Annotated in this window: 23 protein-coding genes; 13 read left to right on the top strand and 10 right to left on the bottom strand. The window is 34.1% G+C overall.

The features are described from left to right. From Q0787_RS19070 to Q0787_RS19090, 5 genes are all read right to left on the bottom strand, one after another. The coding region (locus Q0787_RS19070) for a hypothetical protein (protein WP_298905011.1) at window positions 1–987 on the bottom strand (987 nt) is incomplete at its 3' end. A 322-nt stretch (window positions 988–1309) separates the two neighbouring features. Beyond that, window positions 1310–2260, bottom strand: coding sequence for a hypothetical protein (locus Q0787_RS19075; protein ID WP_298905014.1), 951 nt, complete (start codon window positions 2258–2260; stop codon window positions 1310–1312). Between the two features lie 144 nt (window positions 2261–2404). After that, the gene (locus tag Q0787_RS19080) at window positions 2405–3280 is read right to left on the bottom strand and encodes a DUF5777 family beta-barrel protein (RefSeq protein ID WP_298905016.1); all 876 of its coding nucleotides are present in this window, start codon (window positions 3278–3280) and stop codon (window positions 2405–2407) included. Then, window positions 3270–3821 (bottom strand): YceI family protein, encoded by a 552-nt coding sequence (locus Q0787_RS19085; RefSeq protein WP_298905017.1) that lies wholly within the window; start codon window positions 3819–3821, stop codon window positions 3270–3272. The genes Q0787_RS19080 and Q0787_RS19085 overlap by 11 nt, the downstream gene beginning before the upstream one ends. Window positions 3822–3831: 10 nt before the next feature. After that, a complete protein-coding gene (locus Q0787_RS19090) occupies window positions 3832–4245 on the bottom strand; it encodes a hypothetical protein (protein WP_298905018.1) in 414 nt (137 codons plus the stop codon). Window positions 4246–4475: 230 nt separating this feature from the next. Here Q0787_RS19090 and Q0787_RS19095 point away from each other — a divergent pair, with 230 nt between their 5' ends. The 11 genes from Q0787_RS19095 to Q0787_RS19145 all read left to right on the top strand — a co-directional run bounded on the left by Q0787_RS19095 (window position 4476) and on the right by Q0787_RS19145 (window position 17916). Beyond that, the gene (locus tag Q0787_RS19095; RefSeq protein ID WP_298905020.1) at window positions 4476–5606 is read left to right on the top strand and encodes a LytTR family DNA-binding domain-containing protein; all 1131 of its coding nucleotides are present in this window, start codon (window positions 4476–4478) and stop codon (window positions 5604–5606) included. Window positions 5607–5777: 171 nt separating this feature from the next. Next, window positions 5778–6350 (top strand): helix-turn-helix domain-containing protein, encoded by a 573-nt coding sequence (locus Q0787_RS19100; protein ID WP_298905022.1) that lies wholly within the window; start codon window positions 5778–5780, stop codon window positions 6348–6350. Window positions 6351–6372: 22 nt separating this feature from the next. Next, on the top strand, window positions 6373–7089 hold the full coding sequence (locus Q0787_RS19105) for a CPBP family intramembrane glutamic endopeptidase (protein ID WP_298905024.1): 717 nt from the start codon (window positions 6373–6375) through the stop codon (window positions 7087–7089). Beyond that, window positions 7079–7924, top strand: a complete 846-nt coding sequence (locus Q0787_RS19110) for a CPBP family intramembrane glutamic endopeptidase (RefSeq protein WP_298905027.1) — start codon at window positions 7079–7081, stop codon at window positions 7922–7924. The genes Q0787_RS19105 and Q0787_RS19110 overlap by 11 nt, the downstream gene beginning before the upstream one ends. A gap of 313 nt (window positions 7925–8237) precedes the next feature. Next, on the top strand, window positions 8238–10187 hold the full coding sequence (gene gyrB, locus Q0787_RS19115; RefSeq protein WP_298905030.1) for a DNA topoisomerase (ATP-hydrolyzing) subunit B: 1950 nt from the start codon (window positions 8238–8240) through the stop codon (window positions 10185–10187). Between the two features lie 169 nt (window positions 10188–10356). Further along, window positions 10357–11403, top strand: coding sequence for a DUF6588 family protein (locus tag Q0787_RS19120; RefSeq protein ID WP_298905032.1), 1047 nt, complete (start codon window positions 10357–10359; stop codon window positions 11401–11403). A 125-nt stretch (window positions 11404–11528) separates the two neighbouring features. Further along, window positions 11529–12455 (top strand): malate dehydrogenase, encoded by a 927-nt coding sequence (mdh, locus tag Q0787_RS19125; protein WP_298905035.1) that lies wholly within the window; start codon window positions 11529–11531, stop codon window positions 12453–12455. A gap of 66 nt (window positions 12456–12521) precedes the next feature. Then, window positions 12522–13436: a hypothetical protein gene (locus Q0787_RS19130; RefSeq protein WP_298905038.1), complete on the top strand. Its 915-nt coding sequence runs from the start codon at window positions 12522–12524 to the stop codon at window positions 13434–13436. 39 nt (window positions 13437–13475) lie between these two features. Further along, the gene (locus tag Q0787_RS19135; RefSeq protein WP_298905041.1) at window positions 13476–14108 is read left to right on the top strand and encodes a hypothetical protein; all 633 of its coding nucleotides are present in this window, start codon (window positions 13476–13478) and stop codon (window positions 14106–14108) included. A 184-nt stretch (window positions 14109–14292) separates the two neighbouring features. Continuing rightward, on the top strand, window positions 14293–17307 hold the full coding sequence (gene secDF / locus Q0787_RS19140; RefSeq protein ID WP_298905043.1) for a protein translocase subunit SecDF: 3015 nt from the start codon (window positions 14293–14295) through the stop codon (window positions 17305–17307). 84 nt (window positions 17308–17391) lie between these two features. Beyond that, on the top strand, window positions 17392–17916 hold the full coding sequence (locus Q0787_RS19145; RefSeq protein ID WP_298905046.1) for a hypothetical protein: 525 nt from the start codon (window positions 17392–17394) through the stop codon (window positions 17914–17916). Between the two features lie 7 nt (window positions 17917–17923). Here Q0787_RS19145 and Q0787_RS19150 read toward each other — a convergent pair whose 3' ends face one another. The 5 genes from Q0787_RS19150 to folE form a co-directional block, all read right to left on the bottom strand. Next, window positions 17924–18379, bottom strand: coding sequence for a DUF192 domain-containing protein (locus tag Q0787_RS19150; protein ID WP_366915898.1), 456 nt, complete (start codon window positions 18377–18379; stop codon window positions 17924–17926). A 55-nt stretch (window positions 18380–18434) separates the two neighbouring features. Further along, window positions 18435–19364, bottom strand: coding sequence for a prolipoprotein diacylglyceryl transferase (gene lgt / locus Q0787_RS19155; protein ID WP_298905049.1), 930 nt, complete (start codon window positions 19362–19364; stop codon window positions 18435–18437). Between the two features lie 66 nt (window positions 19365–19430). After that, window positions 19431–19664: a membrane protein insertion efficiency factor YidD gene (gene yidD, locus Q0787_RS19160; RefSeq protein ID WP_298905052.1), complete on the bottom strand. Its 234-nt coding sequence runs from the start codon at window positions 19662–19664 to the stop codon at window positions 19431–19433. 2 nt (window positions 19665–19666) lie between these two features. Beyond that, window positions 19667–21148, bottom strand: a complete 1482-nt coding sequence (gene cysS / locus Q0787_RS19165; protein WP_298905055.1) for a cysteine--tRNA ligase — start codon at window positions 21146–21148, stop codon at window positions 19667–19669. A gap of 90 nt (window positions 21149–21238) precedes the next feature. Continuing rightward, window positions 21239–21916 (bottom strand): GTP cyclohydrolase I FolE, encoded by a 678-nt coding sequence (gene folE, locus Q0787_RS19170; RefSeq protein WP_298905058.1) that lies wholly within the window; start codon window positions 21914–21916, stop codon window positions 21239–21241. Between the two features lie 226 nt (window positions 21917–22142). Here folE and Q0787_RS19175 point away from each other — a divergent pair, with 226 nt between their 5' ends. Then, window positions 22143–22616 carry a hypothetical protein gene (locus Q0787_RS19175; RefSeq protein ID WP_298905061.1) on the top strand — a complete coding sequence of 158 codons (474 nt, stop codon included), beginning with the start codon at window positions 22143–22145 and terminating at the stop codon, window positions 22614–22616. Between the two features lie 31 nt (window positions 22617–22647). Then, a partial coding sequence (locus tag Q0787_RS19180; protein ID WP_298905064.1) for a PKD domain-containing protein occupies window positions 22648–25703 on the top strand: 3056 nt, incomplete at its 3' end.

A 25703-nucleotide genomic window follows, 5' to 3' on the forward strand; every position in this document is an offset into this window, starting at 1 on the left:
TTCAGTATCACCATTAAACGATGTTGTATTATTAGGATTCCCAGTAGCCACAAGATCAATAGCAACAGTACCACCATTCGCAGCTTCGCGGGTAATTGTTATGGCCTGTTGAGATACATCAGAACAGTTGGCATCTCTCAATGCTTGTAAAGGGCCTCCACCAAAAGTAGCTAAAGCACCATCAACACCTCCAAGTCCAGAATAACTCCAACCCCAAATCAGACAAGTACCTACACCAGCGCCATTTAAATCTATGGTGTTACTATCTGTAATGTTTAATATTGTTTCTTGCGGACTATTATCGGTAATAACGTATAAGTAAGAGCGTGTAGCATCTGTAACGTGATTTACGACAATTGGATCTGCTTGGTTATCTACGCAGATTACGGCAGATAAACCGTCTGAACCAAGGCTTGTTGTATTATTAGGATTACCAGTAGCAATACTATTAATTTGTATGGTTCCTGCATCGGCGTCTCCCCATGCACCTGGGCTTCCTCCACGAGTGCCTCCAGTAGTTACTACACCAGAAGTAGACTCTGGCGAGCATGTAAAAGAAATAGACGCAGTTGTACTATTCCATCGTCCTGAATTTACACCTTGATTGATTCTGAAGGTACTTGTTCCCCAACGTACATAATCTCTTAGTTGATCAGGATTACTACTGCTGAATGTAGCACCTGTAAATAAGATTAAAGTACCGTTTCCATTTGTTTGTATGTCATTCCATGTTAAGGTTATGGCATCTCCAGCAGCTAGTACTGTACTCTGAGCAGTTAATGAACCCACAGAGTCGTATCGAAACCCATCAGTACATAATTGATAATTTGCAATATCTACCGATTGATCACCTATGTTCGTTATTGTTAATTCTTGCGAGCTAGGATTTAAATTAGTGAAGACAGGATCTGCCTGAGCACTTACATTTGCAATTTGTCCTATAAAGAGGAAAAAGAGCAATGCTTTAATTTGTAGTTTTTTCATCATTCAATTTTTTTTGTGATTAAAATGTGTTAATAATTTGATGATGCAAATAAAACTAGGAAAGCCTCCTTAATACAATTAAATTATAGTGAAGCGGAAAAATGGGCTTTAAAGCGGAATTGTTGAAAGTATTGAAAACATTGAAGTTCTAGTGGTTTTGAAAGGAACAAGTAGTACTTCATGTTAATTGTAAAGTTCCATGTGCTGTTTAATGATTTAAAACGATTGTAGACAATTTAATTGTGTGCTTTAATTAAAAAAGGCATCAATTTAATGATGCCTTTTAGGTTGGTTACTTAAAATAAGTAGGTCATGTCATTTGGGGTTAATTCCAGAACGTAGAACCGAAATCGTTGGCTTCGCCATTAAAATTATATGGAGAGCCGTTTTGTAAAAAATTAGTTGCATTATCCCAGCGTCCTGCAGTTACGGCTTGATCCACTCGTGCTTGGTTTGCAGCTCCCCATTGTACATAATCAACAAGTATATCGGGATTTGTAGAACCAAAGGTATTAGTAGAAAAAAGGCTTAATCCGTCTGCAGTAGGATTAACATCATACGATAATGTAATGCTTTGATTTGGGTTTAAGTTTGTTGAACCGCTGGTTGCATTGGAAACTTGAACATAGGTACCAGGGCCTAAGCACAACCAATAATCTCCGACGTCAATAGAAGTTCCGCCAAGATTGGTTAAACTTATTTCGTCTGTAGTTGTATTTACCTGAGCGATTTTTACAATACCAGGCGTATTATTTACTACAGTTGTTCCTTCCCAGAATGCTCCACCAAACTGATTAGCTTGACCATTAAAATTGTATGGAGAACCATCTTGGACAAAACTATTAACATCATCCCAACGACCTGCAGTGACTGCTTGATCTGCTCTGGCCTGATTGGCAGCGCCCCATTGTATGTAATCTAGTAAGATTTCTGGATTTGTAGAGCCAAAAGTGTTATTAGAAAAAATACTCAGTCCGCCTGAAGTAGGGTTAACATCGTAAGACAATGTTATACTTTGGTTTGGGCTCAGTGCTGTAGTCCCACTCGTTGCTGTTGAAAATTGAACATAGGTTCCAGGCCCCAAGCAAAGCCAATAATTGCCAACATCTTTTGATGTGGTGCCTAAGTTTGAAATAACAACCTCGTTGGTATCAGTGTTTACTTGAGTAATTCGAATAATGCTTTGGTCAACTTCTACGATAGCATTAGTATCGTCATCTGAACTACAGCCCATTATTAAAGCTGTAAGTGTTAGTAATAAAAAAACGTTTTTCATTTTCATTGCTTTTAAAATTTGTTTAAATAATTTAATACAGCAAATAACGCTTAGATAAGGACTGTCTAGCAACTAAATAAGTGTAAAGCGGAAAATTGAGCATTAAAAATGAATTTTTTTATGTGCATTTCGTTTTGTTCGGATTTATAATTGGATATGATAAGTGGCATGAAATCCGAAGTAAAAATTACCATCTCTAAAATTGAAATTTTGTGCAGTTTGAGTGATGAATGCGTCTTCTGTAAATATTTGATTATTGGTCATTTTAAATTGAAGTAGTAAATCACTTACTTCCCAATTTACACCTAATGCAAAGGCGCCATAAGTATCAAGAGATTTTAAAGGGTTTATAACATAATAGTATTCTGAGACCAAAGCAACATGATTATTGAGTTTATATCTAGGACTAAAGCCAACTGCAAAGTGATTGTGATCATCAATGCTAAAATTAGACGATGTACGATGTATGAAAGTAGGCGAAATTTGAAATGAAAAGTTTCTAGAAAACTTTCTTGCAATAAGTACTTGAGTTGTGAACGCTAGTTTTTCCCCAAAATTAGTTCTTCGTTCAATACCTTTTATAGATCTTGTTCTGTAAGTGCCTGCTTGTAACAAGGTAATGCCAATTGGGCTTCCTTTTTTTGTTGTACTCTGTTGTACTAATCTGTATTTTAAATACGAATCAAAAATACCATTAGGGTTTCCAGAACCGAAGCCAACAGTTAATCGATCTGATATGCCATAGTCTAAACCAACTCTAGTGCACATTCTGTCTGCAATAAAAGAATTACTACTTTCTTGAGGTACATTCCAATAGCGACTCATGAAAGAAATTTCTAAGGTGTTCTTTTTTCGAGTTTCAACAGAATGACCAATAGAAATTCTAGTGCCTTTAAAAGTAGACATCACATAGCTTGATGTTTCTATGTCTTCATTTGCTAATTTATCCAATAGATTTTGGGATGATAAATGAGCAGAGATACTTAGGAAAAGTATACAATAGATGACTTTACTTTTCATGTGGCTTGTATTTAAAATTAAAGGTAACTTCTATCTTTTTTGAAATATTTGGAGATAATAATGCTGGGATATTAATATTATAGTCTTCTATTAATATTTCTAGGTTTCCATCAATACTATAATCTTCATCAATTTTAGATATTTTGGCTTTTATCTCGACAGGCTTGGTGATGTTTTTTAAGGTAAAATCACCTTTTATTATTCTGGTTTGTTCGGTTGTAATGGAGGAGTCAAAATCTACTATTGTTCCACTAAAAGTGGCTTCAGGATATAGATCAGATTCTATATAGCTTTCGTTAAAATGTTCATGCATGAGTGACTTTTTAAAAACAAATGCGCGCATTAAAATTCTAACCGCCACTTCATTTGTTTTTATATCGAAAATGCTTAATGCTTGGTTATTGGTTGCCTGTATGTTTTCGACAGAGGTATATGAGAAAAACGATACTTCCCCTTGACGTTCAATATATTCCTCCTTACTTGGAGTTGTAGAGCTGTGATTAATGAAAATAAGAAGAATTAATAGTAAAGTTTTATTCATGAATTCCTATTTATAAGATAATACAGTTTAATAAGATAACGTCCATTAAATGTCCTTTTAAAATCCCTTTTATTTTGACCTTATCACCAACCAAGAGATTAGGGATTTTTTTAGCTTGATCATTTTGTAATTCACACAAAATATAAGTGTTGTTATGTCCGTCTGTTAAATACAAAGTATATACATTGTTTTTATACATTATTTCCTTTAAAACACCGTCAACTTCAATCGCTTTTTCAATAAATTTACCTAGAGAATTATTTTTGTATTCAAAAATCAACTCATTGGTTGATAGCTGTTTGATAGTTCGTTTTTTTATGGTGTTACTATCACCAGATTTTGATATTAAATCTGAAGCTATTATAGCAACCGAGACTAATAAAAACACGATTACAAAAATTTTATCTAAATACCGTTTCATCATAATTTTAATTAATTATTAAGTCTGATTTCTATGTTTAAGAGTTGACTTTATTATTAATGATTATTATAAAAGTATGTAATTAAACTACTAAAAAAACGTCTACAGTATCACAAAATAACCGAAACGGAAAATTAAGCTCTGAGCTGGAATTTTGAGCTTTGAATTTTAAATGTTTTGATTATCTAACGTTTAAATTAGTGGTATAAATTATATAACCTTACAAACCAACAATGAAAAATTATAGAATTTATATTCTGATATCAGTTGTTTTTAGTGTAGTATACATGTTATCTTCTTTTGTAGCAGTACAGATTATCTCTAAAAATAGTACAATATTACTTCTAGAACATGAAATTGATTCAGGTAGAAGAAGAGCCAAAGAAATTTCTTTAATTAGTTCAAAAGCATTAGAAAATAAAGTAGAAAAACAAGATTTGGTATTAGCTATTCAAAAGAGTATTGAAGATGTTAATGACGAAATTTCTTTTTTGTCGGTCATAGATTGGTCTGGTAAAATGGTTTGTTATCCAGATATCACTAAAGTAGGTACTATAGATACCAAAAAAAATGCAATGATATCTAATATCAAAAACGAAATCTTAGTTGAAGATTTATATAAATTTATCGACAATTATGATTTAGACGAAGAAGGCTTAAATGCTTCGGAAATAATACGTCTTGACCCAATAGCTAATTCAGATTTAATTGTGGCTACTCATATTAATTTAAAGAATTTCATTAATAAAACAGGTCATTTTAAGAGTAGCTATTTTATAGTTTTTATCATATTAGGGCTTTTAGTCTTGATACTTCTATTAGGAATTACGAGATATTTAAGCAGTTATTATTATGAAGCGTTAGAAAAACGTTCTTCGCGACTAGAAGATGGAATGCTTAATTTATCAAAGCTAAATGTGTCATTAGAAAATTATCAAAAGAATATTGCAATTATAAAGGAAAAACAAGCTAAGGATGAGATTGAAGCATTTGAAAAAGAAGATGAAGAAGATGTAAAAGAATTCCCGAAGAAACGATTACTTACTTATATACGAAATGAACTGATGCCAGTTTCAATTGAAGATATTTCCTATATCTACGTAGAGAATACAATCACCTATATAGTGAGAAAAGATGGCAAACGTTTTACAGCGAATGATAGCCTTGATCAAATCTATTCTTCGTTAGATGATAAGTTGTTTTTTAGAGCTAACCGACAAATAATTGTTTCAATTTATGCCATAGATAAGATTATAAAATTTGGTAATAGTTCTCTTAAAATTGAAACCAAACCAGCCTCGGAAATTGATATTGTTATTGGTAAAAATAAAGCCTCTTCATTTAAACAATGGCTAGATTTGTAATACAGTTTTTAAATTTTTTAAAATTCTGATATAGTTTTGATTGTTTAAAAATCAAAACTATATATTTGTTGAAACCCTGATGTATCCTGTATGTGACAGATAGATGACATTTAAATGTCGTGTCAAAGACCGAGAATACGCCATAGATTTGTTTCAATAAAAATGACCAAAATGAAACAACGTACACTTAAAGAAAATTTAGTATACCAACGAAAGTTGAAAGGATACACGCAGGAAGAACTTTCTCATCAAACGGGAGTTACCGCTCGTACAATTCAACGTATTGAAAAAGGCGAAGTACAACCACACTTGCAAACTGTAAAATTGCTAGCAGAAGGTCTAGAAATAGATGTTAATGATTTATTGGTTTTAGATAACCCTAACGAAGAAACTGTGAGAAGAAAATGGATGATGTTAATTCATGGTTCTCCATTTTTTGGATTACTTATACCATTTGCAAATGTTTTGATTCCAATATTTATATGGGTGAGTAAGAGTGAAGACAATAAGGTTTATGATGAACATGGTAGAGCTGTTATTAACTTTCACTGTACCTTAAACCTAATGTTAATCGTATCACTGTTAATGTTTTTTCCATTTCCTGGTTTTAATTTCTTTGGAACAGGAGCCGTATTTCTTTTTGGTATTGTATTTAGCATTAAAAGCTTAATGTCTGCTTTAAACAAAGGGACTTATTACTACCCGCTTTCAATTCCATTTTTAAAACCAAAAAGCAAGGTTTAATCTTTTTAAAATTTCATTTCAAATGTTAGGATTATTAGTAATAATAGTAATCTCATGGGTGCTCTTGCATTTCATTGAGAAAAAGAACTTAAAGGTTTTAGGAATTATTCCGAATAAAAATCGAACTGTTCAGTTTATAATGGGCTTTATAATGATAAGTTTAATATGTCTTTCAATGATTTATATTGAAACGCAGATAAAGTCAATTACTTGGGAAAAACAAGTGGTTAATTATAAGTCAATAGGCAACGCATTAATCTATCACCTTAGATCAGCTTTAACGGAAGATTTAGTTTTTAGAGGTGCCCTTTTGTATATCCTTATAAGTAGAATTGGAAGTAGATGGGCAATTTTGATGTCTGCGCTTGTTTTTGGGGTTTATCACATCTTTTCTTACGGAATGACTCAAGATAGAATCGTTCCCATCATATATGTCATTCTAGTTACAGGATTTACCGGTTTTGTGTGGGCTTATGCATTTCATAAAACCAAGTCAATTATGCTTGGTTTGGGGCTTCACATAGGCTACAATTTTATAATGACCTGTTTTTACCCAAATCAGCCTTTTGGTGAGTTGCTATTTGTCAAACTTTCACAAATCGAATTGTCCGAATGGAACGAATTCTATTATTGGTTATTTAGAGGTTTCTTTCCTTCTATAATGACACTAATAAGTTTTAAGTTCCTATTTAAATCAAATTTCGTTGTTAATAAAACCAAGGAAGAACATGTTAAGTAAGATAAAACGTTTGTTACATAAGTATCCTACAGCAACACGATTAACATTAGCGTTGTTACTCTTTGCTTTAGCCCTAGTGCTAAGTGTAGTCATTGATACACCATTTCTAAAGCGGTTTTTCCCATATACCTCCGCCATATTATTAGGCATTGCGACTTGGATGTTATTCAAAATAGATAATAAATCATTACATGCTATTGGGTTAGATTGGAAGGCAAGGAACTTAGCTTTTTTGCCCTTAGGACTAATTATTGGAGCATTGGCTTTATTGGTCGCGACATATGTTAAAACGTTATTTACAGGCCAATCTATAGTTTTGAGTACATCTGTAGACTATACGGCTATTTTGTATGCATTCTATACTATTTTGCCAACAGTGGCAGTAGAAGAGTTTTTGTTTAGAGGTTATATTTTCAAAAAAACTGTAGATCGTTTTAATGTCGTTGTTGCAAACATAATTTTTTCATTGCTTTTTATGCTCATCCATGTTTTAGACGAGAATGTACTACAAAATAAAGGAATGATACTGTTCTTGGTTATTAGCATTCCAGTAGGACATCTATTATTCGCAACGGCTTTGTTAAAATCGAAAACGCTATTCTTTCCTATAGGAATTCATTTAGGTAATAATTGGGCAACAAGACATTTAATTACCTCAAGTAATGATGGCGATAGTTTTTTGCATACGATTAATAATGTAACTTTTGAAACATGGACACCATTTATTATAGTCATTTTACTCATTAATGCTGTCTTTTTATTAGTGACGTATTTAATTTGGAAATGGAACGATTTCCCACCGCTTAGAAAACAAAAAAATAAGTCTAGAATTTAGACGTTGCTAGCATATTTTAAATCTGAAATATCACCTCTAAAGCCTTTTGTGTTTTTAGTACTTTTTGAACAAGAACAAAAAACAACAAAATCGATTTTAAGATGCTTTTTAGACGATTTAAGGCGTTTTTAAGTAATTAACAAATGTTGATAATTATTGCTTTCAATCGATAAAAATCTTTTAAAAAGCCTTATTATTTCGTATCTTTGTTTGTATTCAAAAGGATGCTAGTAAGCGTCTTTTTTTATTTCAGTAGGTTTTAAAAAACAGACTTAAAATTAAGAATTAAATATTCCAAAATAAATTAAAATTTATGAGCGATAAGAAAGAAGAATTTAACAAGCATAATTATTCGGCAGATAGTATTCAGGCATTAGAAGGGATGGAGCACGTACGCATGCGTCCTTCGATGTATATTGGAGATGTTGGTACTCGTGGTTTACACCATTTAGTATATGAAGTAGTAGATAACTCTATCGATGAGGCTTTAGCTGGACATTGTGATAATATTACTGTAACTATTAACGAAGATAATTCTATCACTACCGAAGATGATGGTCGTGGTATTCCAGTTGGGTTACACAAAAAGGAAGGAGTTTCGGCTCTTGAGGTTGTAATGACCAAAATTGGTGCAGGTGGAAAGTTTGATAAAGATTCATATAAGGTTTCTGGTGGACTGCATGGTGTTGGTGTAAGTTGTGTGAATGCACTTTCTGAACATTTAAAAGCTACTGTTTTTAGAGAAGGAAAAATCTACGAACAAGAATATGAACGTGGTAAAGCTATGTATCCTGTAAAAACTACTGGTGACACAGATAAAAGAGGTACAACAGTTACCTTTAAGCCAGACCCAACAATTTTTACGCAGACTTTAGAGTATAGCTATGACACCTTGGCAAGTCGTTTACGTGAATTAGCCTATTTAAACAAAGGAATTACAGTTCATTTAGTTGATAAAAGACATAAAAAAGAAGACGGGACTTTTGAAGGAGAAACATTTCATTCAGAAGAAGGTCTTAAAGAGTTTATTAAATTTTTAGACGGGAACAGAGAACCTTTAATGAAAGATGTTATCGCCTTTGAAGGTGAAAAAAATGGTGTACCAGTTGAGGTTGCCATGATTTATAATACATCATATGCCGAGAATTTACATTCGTATGTAAATAACATTAATACACATGAAGGAGGAACACATTTATCTGGTTTTAGAAGAGGTCTAACACATACCTTAAAAAAGTATGCTGATGCTTCTGGGATGTTAGATAAACTAAAATTTGATATTGCTGGAGATGATTTCCGAGAAGGATTAACAGCTATTATTTCTGTAAAAGTTCAAGAGCCTCAATTTGAAGGCCAAACCAAAACAAAATTAGGTAACAGAGAGGTGTCTGCGTCTGTTAGTCAGGCCGTTTCTGAAATGTTAACCGATTATCTTGAAGAACATCCAGATGATGCCAAAACAATAGTTCAAAAAGTAATTCTTGCTGCTCAAGCACGTCATGCTGCTCAAAAAGCTCGTGATATGGTTCAGCGTAAAACAGTGATGAGTATTGGAGGTTTACCTGGTAAACTAAGTGATTGTTCTGAGCAAGATCCAACAAAATGTGAAGTGTTTTTAGTTGAGGGAGATTCGGCAGGTGGAACTGCAAAACAAGGACGTGATAGAGCTTTTCAAGCTATTCTACCTTTACGTGGTAAAATCTTGAATGTTGAAAAAGCAATGACCCATAAAGTTTTTGAAAACGAAGAGATTAAAAACATATTCACTGCACTTGGAGTTACTATAGGTACAGAAGAAGATAGTAAAGCACTTAATCTTTCAAAATTAAGATATCACAAAGTGGTGATAATGTGTGATGCCGATATTGATGGTAGCCATATTTCTACCTTGATTTTGACGTTCTTCTTTAGATATATGAAAGAACTTATTGAAAATGGTCATATCTATATCGCAACGCCACCTTTATATTTGGTTAAAAAAGGAGCTAAAAAACAATATGCTTGGAGTGATAAGGAACGTGATGAAATTATAGAGTCATATGGAGATGGTGCTAAAATCCAGCGTTATAAAGGTCTTGGAGAAATGAACGCCGAACAACTTTGGGATACCACTATGAATCCTGAATTTAGAACGATGCGCTTAGTTCAAATCGATAATGGAGGTGAAGCCGATCGCATTTTCTCTATGTTAATGGGTGATGAAGTACCACCTCGTAGAGAATTTATTGAGAAAAATGCTATTTATGCCAATATTGATGCGTAACTAGCGAAGCACTTAAGTGTAATCCGAAATACGAGCAACTGCATTTACATGCAGTTGCTTTTTTTATGAACTCCTTTTAACTTTTATCGATTAAAAGTAATTTTTAACGACAAGCGGTAAATAGTCTCGTTTTTTCATTACATTTATATTAACCAATAAATCAAATGCTATGAAAAATCTACTGATTCTATTCATAATTCTCTTTGCTTTTCAAAAGTCTAAATCGCAAGAACTCGAAACAATCCTACTGGCCGCAGAAGATGCTAGTTTGCTTACCCAAAACTATTTAAACCCTGCCATGGAAGGTTTGATGTTTAGTATGAATGGTGGCTGGTATTCGACAGCGAAAACTCATAAAAAATTTGGCTTCGATATTATGATTAATGCTAATGCATCTTTTGTTCCCAATGAAAACCAAATGTTTGCCTTTGTGCCAGGAGATTATACATTTCTATCGTTACCAAATGGAGAAACATCTCTAAATACAGTCATGAGTGAAAATGATGCAGAAACCCAAATTGATATTAGTATCCCAAACGGAGATGGGAGTTTCAAAGTTGCTAGCTTTGATATGCCTGGTGGTATTACAGAAGACTTACCAATTAATGCGGTTCCAACACCAATGGTTCAATTGGGATTTGGATTGCCTTATAAAACCGATATAAAACTTAGGCTATTTCCTGGATTGAATTTTGACGATAGTATTAAAGCAAATCTCATAGGTTTTGGTTTACAACATGATCTCATGCAATATTTAGGACCATTAGATAAACTACCTTTAAATTTATCAATATTAGGAGCATTTACTAATATGAAAGTGACTTATGATATTGATGATGAAAATGCAGACGATGAGGTAGCCGTGACTAATGGAGAAGCCGAATTTAAAATGAATACATGGACCATCCAAGCCATTGCATCTTTAGATTTTAAAATTATTACACTTTATGGAAGTGTAGGTTATAATCAAGGAAAGACAACAACAAAAATGAAAGGAGATTATGTGCTTACTTATGACGTAGAGGATAGTAACGGTAATGTCATAGGAACCGTTGAAGAGTCTATTAGTAATCCGATAAATTTAGATTTTGAAGCAAATGGTATGAGAGCAACTCTTGGAACCCGATTGAACATAGGTTTTTTTAAGATTTTTGCCGATTATACCTTTCAAGACTATAATACGGCAACAGCGGGAATTGCCTTTAGTTTTAGATAGCGTTTTATAAATTAGAAATGTAATATATAGGCGTAGGATTTTATCTTACGCTTTTTTCATTAAACGCCTAAAAATTTGTAATTTTGCACACTCAAATAACAACACAATTTAAAACATAAAATTATATGAAGGTTACAGTAGTTGGAGCAGGAGCAGTAGGTGCAAGTTGCGCGGAATATATTGCTATTAAAGATTTTGCTAGCGAAGTTGTATTATTAGACATTAAAGAAGGTTTTGCTGAAGGTAAAGCAATGGATTTGATGCAAACTGCTTCTTTAAATGGTTTTGACACTAAAATAACAGGTGTTACTAACGATTATTCTAAAACTGCAAATAGTGATATTTGTGTTATTACTTCTGGTATTCCACGTAAACCAGGAATGACGCGTGAAGAGTTAATTGGAATTAATGCTGGTATTGTAAAAACAGTATCGTCTAGTTTAATCGAACATTCTCCTAACACTATTATCATTGTAGTAAGTAACCCAATGGATACAATGACATATTTAGTGCACAAAACTACAGATTTACCTAAAAACCGAATCATTGGTATGGGAGGAGCTTTAGATTCTGCACGTTTTAAATATCGATTAGCTGAAGCATTAGAAGCACCAATTAGTGATGTTGATGGTATGGTGATTGGAGGTCATAGCGACAAAGGTATGGTGCCTTTAACAGCACATGCAACCAGAAATAGCGTAAAAGTTTCTGAATTTTTATCAGACGAGCGTTTAAATCAGGTCAAAGAAGATACTAAGGTTGGTGGAGCAACATTAACGAAACTCTTAGGAACTTCGGCTTGGTATGCACCAGGCGCTGCAGTAAGCGGATTGGTTCAAGCCATTGCTTGTGATCAAAAGAAAATGTTCCCTTGTTCAACATTGTTAGAAGGTGAATATGGACTCAACGATCTTTGCATTGGAGTGCCAGTTATTTTAGGACGAAATGGTATCGAAAGCATAGTAAAAATTAACTTAAGTGATGCAGAAGAAACACATCTTAAAGAAAGTGCTGAGGGTGTTAAGAAAACTAACGGATTGTTAGAATTATAATACCTAACTTTTTTAATATATTTAAGGCTATCATTAATCATGGTAGCCTTTTTTTGTTTAAATCTTATGAAATATATCTATCTTATTTGTATTGCTATTGTCTCTTTTTCCTGCGGAAAAATAAAAGCTAAAAACCAACATGCAGTTGTTTATGAGTTTGTTAATCCAGATAAAGTATCTTTAAATGATAAGCAAGGAACTATCGTAACGCTTAAAAATAGACTTGAGTCTATAGCATCAAATTATGAAGTGACTCTTAATAATAAACAACAAATTGAAGTCATTGTAAATACAGACGTGAAACTTGAACGTTTACATGCGATTTTAACCAACAGAGGTAAGCTGGGTTTTTGGGAATGTTTAAAACATGAACAGTTATACGAGTTTTTGTATGACGCACTTAATAATTTTAAATTAGATGATTCTTTAAAAACAATAGATGAAATAATCAAAATGCCTGCAAATGATTTTGGAGCTCTCTTTTCAGTATCTGTAAAAGATACAGCACAAATAACAGCCTATTTTAATAGAAAAGAAATTAGAGGTTTATTGCCAGTTAATATGAGAAATACAAAGTTTTTGTTTGGATTGCCTGATGATAGTCAAGAATTAGGAGTTTATGCTGTGAAACCTACTTCAAGCGGCAGTGCTTTAGTCAATGAAACCCATATAACCGAAGCTAGACCAAATTATGATTTTTTAGGAAACCCTTGTGTTTCCATGCAAATGAATCAAAAAGGAGCACAACGATGGGAACGAATGACAGCGAAAGCCCATCGTGAACAATCACGTATAGCAATTGCGTTAAATGATATCGTATATTCTGCGCCAGGTGTTTCTAATGGAGCGATTTTAGGAGGAAATACCGAAATTTCTGGAGGTTTTACTTTAGAAGAAACACAAGATCTAGCATTCGTTTTGAGTTCAAATAAACGTATTCCAAAAATAAAGTTCGTTGAGGCTCTAGCTATAAACGATTAAGTGTAACCCTAGATACTTTATTTTTTATATATTTGGCGCATGAATGCCAAATGGTACATTAGTGCTCTTATTTTAGTCCTCACCTTATTGGGTGGTGTTGCTAGTAATCAGCAAGATGCAGTTCCAAATCAGGAAATAGTGCTGCAATTGGCTAGTGATGATGTATCGTCTTATGATACGCATAGTACCATTGTATTTATTAAGCAAAAACTTCAAGCGGCTAATGTCCAAAATATTGAAGTTCAAGAACAGCAAGAGGGACAACTTAAGATCTCATATTATAGCAGTTCTGATGTTGCTAGTATAAAGGCATTGCTTTCTGAAGACAAAACGCTGTCTATTAATTATTTCAATGAAAGTCAACAAGGTAGAAAATTTCCGAAAGAGGATACTGTTGTTTATAATGTTGACGTCTATGAAATTCAACAAGGCGATGACCTTTCAGGTATTGAAGGAAAACTTGCTTTAGAAACCAAAGCTGAGAACGATCGTTTTTCAAATCCTTATGTATTTCTGTCTTCAAAGAAGATTGACGATAAGGCATTAAATCGAATTGTAAAGGTTGCTTATAAGTTTAATAAGCATATTGCAATAGCGATAGATAATGGATCATATAAAATTCCAGAAGTTCGAGCTGGCCCATGTTCACTTGGGAATGCGATGCTTGGCTAGGCTCTTAAATCATCCCATAATATTCCGTTTATAATTATTTGAGATAATGTCTCAACGTAATTATGTGGCTTTCAATCTAGCCAAAGACCACACTCTTAATTATTTAAATACAAAAAAACAATTGTCAGATACGTTGTAAATTATATATTTGCGCGTTTAAAAATTTGACCTAAAAAAAAGTATAATGCAAAACAAAGGACTAGTAAAACTTTTTGCAGTGTTATTTGGATTGGTAAGTATCTACCAATTATCATTTACATTCAAAAACAACCAAATCGATGATGCTGCAAAAACGTTTGCAGTAAGTAAATCTGATAACCCAGACGAAATTAATGCCGCCGAAGTACGCTATATAGACTCACTGTCTAACGTAGAAGCGTATAACATGGGTATTGCAAGTTTCACTGGAAAAGAAGTTAAGGAAAAAGCCATGAATCTTGGTCTTGACCTTAAAGGTGGATTGAACGTTATTCTTCAAATATCTGTAAAAGATATATTAGAAGGATTATCAAATAAGAGTAAAGATCCAGCATTTAATAAAGCACTAACAGATGCTGAGGAAATTCAAAAAGATGCTCAGGAATCATATCTAGAATCTTTCTTTACGGCTTGGGAGGCTGTGAAAGGTGATCAAAAATTGGCATCTCCTGATATTTTTGCCAACAGAGATTTAGATGATGTTATTGATATTTCAATGACTGATGCCGATGTGAAAAAGAAACTACAAGAAAAAGTTGATGAATCTATTGTTTCAGCTTTTGAAGTATTACGTAAGCGTATTGACCAATTTGGTGTAACGTCTCCTAATATTCAACGTTTAGGAAACTCAGGTCGTGTTTTAGTCGAATTACCTGGTGTAAAGGATGTACAACGTGCTACAGAATTAATTACTACAACAGCTCAGTTACAATTTTGGGATGTTGTTAAAGCAAATGAATTAGGAACATTTATTGGTCAGGCTAATGAAACGCTAAAAACACTATTAGGAGCTGACGAAAAAGAAGAGGTAGTTGTAGAACAAGACACAACTGTTGTGGATAGCACAGATACTACTGATACTACTGATATTGATGATTTATTAGGGGAAACCTCTACAGATTCTACAGCTGTTAATACAGTTGTAAACCCTTTACTCGATTTAATTGTTGCCGTATATCCAAACACACAAGGTGGATTATTCACTATTGAATCTGAAAATAAAGAGCTATTAGAGTCTTATCTTAATATGCCAGAGGTAAGAGCTGGTCTTCCTACAGATGCACGCTTTACACAGTTTGCGTTTGGAATTCCTTTTGTGAATTCTGAAACGGGAACAGAATATATCGATTTATATGCCTTAAAAGGAAATAGAGATAATGTCCCAGAATTAAGTGGTGGAGTTGTAACTGACGCACGCCAGTCTTTTAGCCAAACAAATAAGCCATCTGTGTCAATGCAGATGAATGCTAAAGGTGCTAAGATATGGGAAGAAATTACAGGTAGAGCTAATCAACAAGGTTCTCAAATAGCAATCGTTTTAGATGATATTGTCTATTCGGCACCAACGGCATCAAACGGAGCGATATCTGGTGGTAACACTGAGATTTCAGGAAACTTTACGGTTAAAGAAGCAGAAGATTTAGCAAACGTACTAAGAGCTGGTAAATTGCCAGCACGAGCAGAGATTGTTCAGGCAGATCAGGTAGGTCCTTCATTAGGAAAAGAAGCTATTGATTCTGGTACAAAATCATTCTTGATTGCCTTATCTTTAGTATTAATCTGGATGATTCTTTACTACGGAAAAGCAGGTATTTTTGCTGATATCGCTTTATTATTAAACATCTTATTAATCTTTGGAGTATTATCAGGATTAGGGGCTGTTTTAACGTTACCTGGTTTAGCAGGTATCGTATTAACAATTGGTATGTCTGTAGATGCCAACGTACTTATTTTTGAACGTATTCGCGAAGAATTAGGTAAAGGCAAATCTCAGAAAGAAGCAGTTAAAGATGGTTTTGCAAATGCATTATCTTCAATTTTAGATGCCAATATTACTACAGGTTTAACAGCATTAATCTTATTTGTATTTGGTACTGGACCAATTAAAGGTTTCGCTACAACATTATTGATTGGTATTTTAACATCTTTATTTACGGCGATTTTCATTACGCGTCTATTAGTAGATTGGTATGTAAATAGTGGTAAAACATTAGATTTTTCAACATCAATAACTAAGAATTTATTTAAGAATAATAACATTAACTTTATTGGTAAGCGTAAAGTAGCCTATGTAATTTCGGGTATCTTAATTGCTGTTTGTTTAGGATCGTTATTTACGAATAAATTAGACCAAGGTATTGATTTCGTTGGAGGAAGAACATATCAAGTGCGTTTTGCAGATGCTGTTAGTTCTGAAGAAGTAGCAAAAGATTTAACTGCAGTATTTAGTAGTGTTGAGGTAAAAACTATTGGTAGCGCAAATCAACTAAAGATTTCTACAAAATACAAGGTTGATGAAAATTCGGTTGATGTCGATGAAGAGGTGCAAACAATGCTTTTTGATGGTTTGAAATCGTATTTGCCAGAAGGATTATCATACGAAGACTTTTCAGAAGGAAAGGATAATATTGGTAAAGTGCTTTCTAGTAAAGTGAGTCCAACCATTGCCGATGATATCAAAAGAGAATCGTTACTAGCCGTTTTAGGATCTTTAGTAGTTGTGTTCCTTTATATCTTATTCCGTTTTAAAAGATGGCAGTTCTCACTAGGTGCTGTGGCAGCAGTATTCCATGATGTTATTATTGTATTAGGTATTTTCTCATTACTCTATAAGTTCATGCCATTTAGTATGGAAATTGATCAAGCGTTTATCGCGGCAATTTTGACCGTTATTGGTTACTCGCTTAATGATACCGTTGTAGTATTTGATAGAATTAGAGAAGTGCTTGCAGAACGGGCCGGATTTAAAGGTGGAGTAAATATTAACTCTGCAATTAATAGTACATTAAGTAGAACATTAAATACGTCTTTAACAACTTTAGTGGTGCTTCTGGCGATGTTTATATTTGGTGCAGAATCGCTTAGAGGATTATTATTTGCATTAATTGTTGGTGTAGTTGTTGGTACGTACTCTTCGGTATTTATCGCAACACCATTAATGTATGATACATTGAAAAATAAAGGTATCGCTCCTCCAAAAGAGGAAGAGGCTAAAAAATAAATTATCTTAATTTAAAAAAAAAAAAAAACCACTTCAATTGAAGTGGTTTTTTTTATACCTAACATTATTATTATACATTTATGTATGAATAAGATTTTAACGACCTTAACTTTAATCTTTGCTTTTTGGTGTTCAAATGCTCAAAGTGGAGAACCAGAAACTTATAAGAAGACCTATAATGATATCATCTTTTCTCCGGGCTTGATTGTACAGCATGAGACGTTTTTAGAATTTAATGTTCTCATTGGAGATATTACTGTAAGAGCATCAGATAAGATTCCAGTTGTTGGTGTGGATGGCTTTAGAATAGGTGTTGAAACCAATCTTCGAGATGGTCATAACCATACCATTGCTCCTAAAGTTGGTTACGAGTTTGCATACACCGTTTTTGCACTACGACTGTCTGCTGTTAATTATTTTCAAAATGGAAATTCAGAATTTAGGATGCTGCCAGAAGTTGGAATTAGTGTCTTAGGTTGGTTAAATCTAACTTATGGTTATGGTATCCCATTTAATAATGGTCATTTAAATAATGTGAGTAATCATAGAGTTGGGTTAAGTTTTAATCTTGATCGCAGATTAAGCGATGAACTTGGTACGTGGAAATAACGAGAGGTTATAGAATCGTAAATTCCATGATATCTCCTTTGTCTAAAGTCCAAAGATCACTTAATCCTGCATTAACTTCAAGGACATATTTGGCAGGACCTTCAGAAGGTAAAGACGTTTCGTCAAAAGGTTTAGCGTTTTTTTGAATGCTTACGATTTTTTTATCTCTTGAAATATAGATGATATCTAAAGGTATTTCGGTATTTTTCATATAAAACGAACGAAAGTCATTATTAGGGAAAATAAACAACATACCATGATTGTCATCCATATGATCGCGATACATTAACCCTGTTTGTGTTGAGTAGGCATCGTCTGCAATTTCAATATCAAGCCTCACTAACAATGAATCTGAGTCGGCCTTTTTTAATTGCAATTCACCTTCTTTCTTAAAGTTGATTTTTACGTCTTTTACGATAGACGACTTTTTATCATCCTTACAAGAAGATATTAGTATAGTCAAACATGCAAGACATAAAACTGTAGTAAACTTAATGTGTCTATACATCCTATTCATATTAGCTTAATTTTGTTTTTGGCTTGTAAACAAACATAAAATAAAGTCCGATTAGTATAAAGGGAATACTGAGAAGTTGTCCAGTGTTCATAAACGACACATAATCTTCTCTCCCTTCAACTTGGGCTTCTTTAACAAATTCAACAAAGAACCTAACCGTCCATAATAAGACAAGAAACAAGCCAAATAAAAAGCCTTGTTGTTCACGTTTTTTAGTTTTCCAATAGAAGTACATTAAAATAAGAAATACAAAAATATAGCTACCCGCTTCGTATAATTGTGCTGGGTGTCTATAAGGAACATTTTCTAAGTACTCTGCATATTTTGGATCGTTGCCTAAAGCCGTGTAAGCCTCTTTCACGTTTTTTATTCCGGTAATCTTTACAACCTCATATTTATTGTATTGGTCTTGAATAAAACGGACACCAAATGATGAATCTGTGATTTTTCCTATAATTTCAGAATTAATAAAATTTCCTAATCTCACGAATACTGCACCTAATGCTACAGGAACAACAACGCGATCTAGAACCCAAAGCACTGTTTTTTTTAGCACTTTTTTATTATAGAGGTACATGGAAATAATCATACCAATAGCAGCGCCATGACTGGCGAGTCCTTGAAAACCTGTAAATTCGAAACCTCCTTTAAACTTAAACGGAAGGAAAATACTGAAAAAATCTTCCGAAATTAATTCAGATTGATAAAAAATAACATGCCCTAAACGTGCACCTAGCATAATTCCAATTACAGAGTAGATAAATAAAGAATCTAGGGACTCGTTGGTTTGGTTTTCATTTTTATAAATACGTTTAATAATCGTGAAACCTAAAAGAAAAGCGACAATCCACATGACACTGTAGAAGTGTAAAGTAAAAATGCCTAAATCAATTCCTTTAATAGGATTCCATGTCATCTCAAGAGCAAGCATACATTTAAATTTTATTGGGATAAAGATAGTATTTATGAGTTAACTACTTGTAATGTTAAGATAGTTTTAATCTTCTTTTTCAGGAACTGGATCGTAGCCAGACCCACCCCAAGGATGACAACTAAAAATTCGCTTTAAGGCTAATCTACCTCCTTTCCAAAGTCCGTGTTTTTCTAGCGCTTCTTTAGAATAATGTGAACATGTTGGTTGGAATCTACATGTTGCAGGTGTTAAGGGTGAAATTAAAGTTTGGTAAACTTTAATTAAAAACAAAAAAGGCGCAACAAGTAAACGTTTCATAATTAATTGGTCGTAAATGTCGTCCCGTCCTTCCCATCATTTAGCTGGATACCTTTTTCGGCTAAGTCGTCACGAATTTTATCAGACAAAACAAAATCTTTATTGGCTCTTGCCTGCTGACGTATTTCGATGAGCAGCTCTATTGCTCCTGCGAGTTTATCAGTTCCAGTGTCTGATTTCGTTACGTTTACTAATCCAAGAACATCAAACGTAAATGCGTTCATGGTCTTTTTCAGTAATTCTAAATCTTCAGAAGTTAATGATGCCTTATTATCATTTATTTGATTAATATGCTTTGCAGCTTCAAATAGATGAGCAATTAAAATAGGTGAATTAAAATCATCGTTCATCGCGTCATAACATTTCTGTCTCCATTCTGAAACATTAAATGTTGAGGTGTCACTAGCTTTTATACTGCTTAAAAGATTGATAGCATCCATTAAGCGATAAAAACCTTTTTCACTTGCCAATAAACCGTCATCGGTTAAATCTAGAATACTTCTGTATGAGGATTGCGCATTAAAAAATCGAATAACGCTAGGCGTAAAGGCTTTACTAAAAAATTTGTTCTCGCCAGATAATAATTCGTGAGGATTCACAACATTTCCGGTAGATTTAGACATACGCTGTCCATTTAATTGTAACATGTTTGCATGCATCCAATAGTTCACGGGCGCCTTTCCTTTTGCGGCCTCACTTTGAGCAATTTCACATTCGTGGTGAGGAAATTTCAAATCCATTCCTCCGCCATGAATATCGAAATTATCACCAAGATATTTCGAACTCATCGCTGTACATTCTAAATGCCAACCTGGAAACCCGTCACTCCATGGTGAAGGCCAACGCATAATATGTTGTGGCTCTGCACGTTTCCATAATGCAAAATCTTGTGGATTTTTCTTATCACTTTGACCGTCTAAGGTACGAGTATTGTGAATAAGATCTTCAAGCTTACGTTTGCTTAAAATTCCATAATTGTTAGTTTCATCAAACTTGTGTACGTCAAAATATACCGAACCGTTAACAACATAGGCGAATCCGTTGTCGATAATGGTTTTTATTAATTCAATTTGCTCAATAATATGACCAGTGGCTGTTGGCTCTACACTTGGAGGTCGAAAATTGAATGTATTTAAAACATTATGAAAGTCTACTGTGTAGCGTTGCACAACTTCCATAGGAACTATTTCCTCTTTCCGAGCCTGCTCTGTAATTTTATCTTTGCCAGTGTCTGCATCATTTTCTAAATGACCAGCGTCTGTAATATTTCTAACATAACGTACTTTATAACCTAAATGATCGAGGTATCTAAATACCATATCAAAAGACATAAAGGTTCTTACATTTCCTAAATGTACATTGCTATATACGGTTGGTCCGCAAACATACATACCAACAAAACCTTCTTCTATTGGTTTAAAAGTTTCTTTTTTTCCACTAAGCGTGTTGTAAATTTGAATCTTTTGCTCTTCGTACAATTGCATGCTAAAACGTATTTATAATGTATGGGTTAGTTTGAGTATTGATTTCAATACCCAAATCTAATATTTTTTTTTCTTTGGAAGGCTGTATATCTAAAAAGTAGTGTCTAATTTGATATAGTCCAGAAATTCACGTTTAGTTTCTTTATTCTTAAACTTTCCACCAAACTCAGAAGTGACTGTACTGCTATCTACATCTCTGATACCTCTAGAGTTAACACATAAGTGCTTTGCATCAATAACACATGCTACATCTTCTGTGTTTAAAACCTTTTGTAATTCTTTAACGACTTGTATTGTTAGACGTTCTTGTACTTGTGGACGTTTTGCAAAATAATCTACAATGCGATTCATTTTAGAAAGTCCCACTACTGTACCATTTGAGATATAGGCTACATGTGCTTTTCCGACAATAGGTAATAAATGATGTTCGCAAGTTGAATAGACCGTAATGTTTTTTTCTACGAGCATTTCTCCATACTTATACTTATTTTCAAACGTTGAAGCACTCGGTTTTTTATCTGGATTGAGGCCTCCAAAAATTTCATTTACAAACATCTTTGCAACACGTTTAGGAGTTCCTTTTAAACTATCATCGTTTAAATCAAGTCCGAGAGTTTCCATAATATGCCTAACATCATCTTTAATGATGTCAATTTTTTCTGAAGACGTTAACTCAAATGCATCACTACGCATAGGTGTTTCAGAAGAGGTTCCAATATGGTTGTCACCTACAGCATCAAAATCTTGTATATCCTTTTCTATTTTCATTCTTTGTATTCCGTAATAACAGAAATTCATTTAAATTAAAAAATAATGTCTCTATTTTAAAAGAGAATGCAAAGATAAGCAATAAAAAAAAAGGAAAGTAGGGTAGGAATTTATTAATTCAACATGTTATATGCCTATAATCGTGATGTATGCACAAGATATCCGATTTAACAGTTTGTTTATTAAAATTTTCTTAAATTTCACGTTTTTAAATACCTGAATAATCATGAACTCAAAATTACTGTTCCCTCTCATGTTGTTATGTACATTATTAACAACACCTGCAATGTTTTCTCAATCTTCAAATTCAACCAGAAAACAAAAAACAGTTAACTACAACCCTAACGTAAATAGTCCATTGACAAGTAGCGAATTAGCGCTAATAAATGAAGTTTATGGAAATAAAACAAATACCAATGTTTTAAGTAAACCGCAGCGACTAAAAGATATAAAAAATATATTACGCAATAGAGTTGAAATTAAAAACATACCAAATTCGAGCGACCAAAAACCTTGCACATTACTGTCTGAAGTACCTTTAATGGATTATTATGTAAGTGATTTGCAGCGTGATACGAATTTTAACCCTCAAAATTTCAATCCGTTAAAATATTTATTCAATTTTAATTCTTACGGATCTCATATGTATAGAGTTGATAATACCAATTACTTCATTATTGTCAAATCTCAACATAAATAAAATATTAATTAGCCATTTATAATCTTTAGCTATGAAAAAAGCATTACTCATAATTTTCACGTTATTTTCGTTACATACTTACGCCCAAGATATTCTAATGCAAGATGGTACGGTTACTGCTTGTTCTGGAACATTTTTGGATACAGGAGGAGCAGGAGGAGCCTACTCTAGTGATGAAAATTTAGTTATAACCATTTGTCCTGATAGTCCAGGTCAACTCGTACAACTAACATTTACAGATTTTAATACGCAACTTGGTGCAGATGTTATGACTATCTATAATGGAGATAGTGTTGCAAGTCCACCTTTCGGTACTTTTGATGGTGCCAATAATCCTGGGTTTGTTACCGCTACAGATGACAACGGTTCAGGATGTTTAACGATTCAATTTGTTTCAGATGGCGCAGGAACAACTACAGGTTGGTCTGCAGATATATCTTGTTTTACACCATGCCAAACGATTGTATCTCAATTGGATTCTTCTACTCCAGCGGCTAATGCCGATGGTTATATTAGAGTTTGTCCTAATGAAGAAATTACACTTACTGGTAGTGGTGTTTTTGAATTTGATGGAACAGGAGCAACCTATCAATGGGATTTAGATGATGGGAATTTTGTTGATGGTCAAACAGCTACATTTTCTTATGATACACCTGGTGTATATATTGTTAATTTAAATGTTCGAGATACAAATACAGATTCAGACCCTTTAGGGTGTTCTAATACCAATTTAATTAATCAAGTCATACAAGTGGCTACAGAACCAGATTTTACTGGAACTCAAGCCGCAGATGACACCTTGTGTTTCGGTGAGACAACAACTATAGATGGTGTTGTAAATGCAGTTCCTTTTGTTAATGATTGTACGCCACCAGTTAGTGGTACGACATTTTTACCAGATGGTTCTGGTGCAGTGTATACAACGTGTATAACAGTTGACTGTTTTGAGTCAGATCAATTGTTAACTGACCCAAATCAGCTTATCGAGATATGTGTAAATATGGAACATTCGTATTCTGGGGATTTAGATATTAAAATTATTTCTCCTAATGGTCAAGAAGCCGATTTGTTTACCCAAGCAGGAGGAGGAACTTATTTTGGTGGAGCCAATGACGATAATTCTAACACGCCTGGTGTTGGTGCCGACTATTGTTTTTCAATGTCTGCAACAACATTATTATCTAATGCAAATACAATTACTGCGGGTACGAACCCTCCAAATAATTCATGGGAACCAGGAACTTATTTACCAGTAGAATCTTTTAATCAATTAGTTGGAAGCCCACTTAACGGTGATTGGTGTATTGAAATTGTTGATAATTTATCTATTGATAATGGATATATCTTTTCTTGGGGATTAAATTTTGATCCAAATATTCAACCTCCAGAATTGTCTTTTACTCCTGTGATTACTTCGGAAACATGGGACGCAGATCCTTCCATTACGAATGTAACAGGAACTACGATTACAGTTGCTCCTACAACAGCAGGATTACACTGTTATACATTCAGAGTTGTTGATGATTTCGGTTGTGAATATACAGAAGAGGTTTGTATTACAGTAGAAGAAGAGCTTTCGGCAGATGTAACTGCAGTAACGAATCCAATATGTAATGGAGAGGATGCAGAATTTGCAATAACAGGTTCCCCAAATGGAACTGTCAGTTATACTATTAATGCAGGTGCTACCCAAACCGTCGGTTTAGACGCAGGAGGATTGGCTACTGTAACTATAGGGACCCCAGCAGTAGACCAAGTTTTTAATCTTATAGACATTACTGTAGGTGCATGTACCTTGACCGTTAATGATACAGAAACTATTCTCGTCGGTCAAGTGTTTGATACGTCTTTTACAATGACGCCAACATGTGATGGAGGAGCTGCTACTATAACGGGTGATGTAGGAGGTACGTTTTCATTTGAAGACCCGCAACCAACTGATGGAGCGGTTATAGACCCTGTTACAGGAACGATTACTAACGGTGTTTCAAGTACAACTTATACTGTAATATATGAGTTTGCAAGTTCTTGTAGCCCTGGTACTACTGAAACTGTTACGGTTTTACCTTCTCAAGATGCAGGTTTCACTTTGACGCCAACATGTGATGGTGCCACGACAACCATAACAGGTGATACAGGTGGAACGTTTACGTTTAACCCTATTCCAACAGATGGAGCGGTTTTAGATTTACTAACAGGTACGATTACTAATGGTACTCAAGGAGCTACATATACAGTAGAGTATGCAGTTGCTGGAGCTTGTCCGGTATCATCTACTGAAACAGTAACAGTTTTACCGTTTGAGGATGCGAGTTTTACACTAACATCAACTTGTGAGGGGGCAACAGCTGTTATTACGGGAGATGCTGGTGGAACATTTGCGTTTAACCCAGTACCAACGGATGGAGCAGTTATAGATGACAATACAGGTTTGATTACAGGAGTATCTGGAACAACTTATACAGTTGAGTATACAACAGCAGGACCTTGTCCGGAAACAACAAGCGAAAGTGTAACGGTTTTTCCTTCTGAAGATTCGACATTTACATATTTGCCTAGTTGTACTGGAGCTACTGCGACGATTACTGGTGACGCGGGAGGCGTATTTTCTTTTAACCCTGATTTAGGAGATGGGGCCGTGTTAGATCCAGTTACTGGAGAAATAACTAATGGACTACCAGGAGTAACCTATTCAGTAGATTATACAACAACAGGAAACTGCCCGTCAACAACAACAATAGCGGTTACTGTTTTTCCAGAAGACGATTCGAGTTTTACATTATCACCAACTTGCGATGGAGGTTTAGCAACAGTTACAGGATTACCTGGAGGTGTTTTTACATTTAACCCTAACCCAGGAGATGGTGCAGTTATAGATGCTGCTACAGGAGCTATAACTGGAGGACAATTTGATGCAACATATACTGTAGATTATACTACAAATGGCGCTTGTCCTACAACAACAACACAATCGGTTACTGTTTTCTCTCAGCCAGTTGTGGTTGCGCCAACAGCATTAGAAGTTTGTGACGATGGTACACCAGATGGTCTAACGAGTATAGATTTAACGTTAAAAAACACAGAGAT

Source organism: uncultured Psychroserpens sp. (genome assembly GCF_947492715.1).
Classification (GTDB): domain Bacteria; phylum Bacteroidota; class Bacteroidia; order Flavobacteriales; family Flavobacteriaceae; genus Psychroserpens.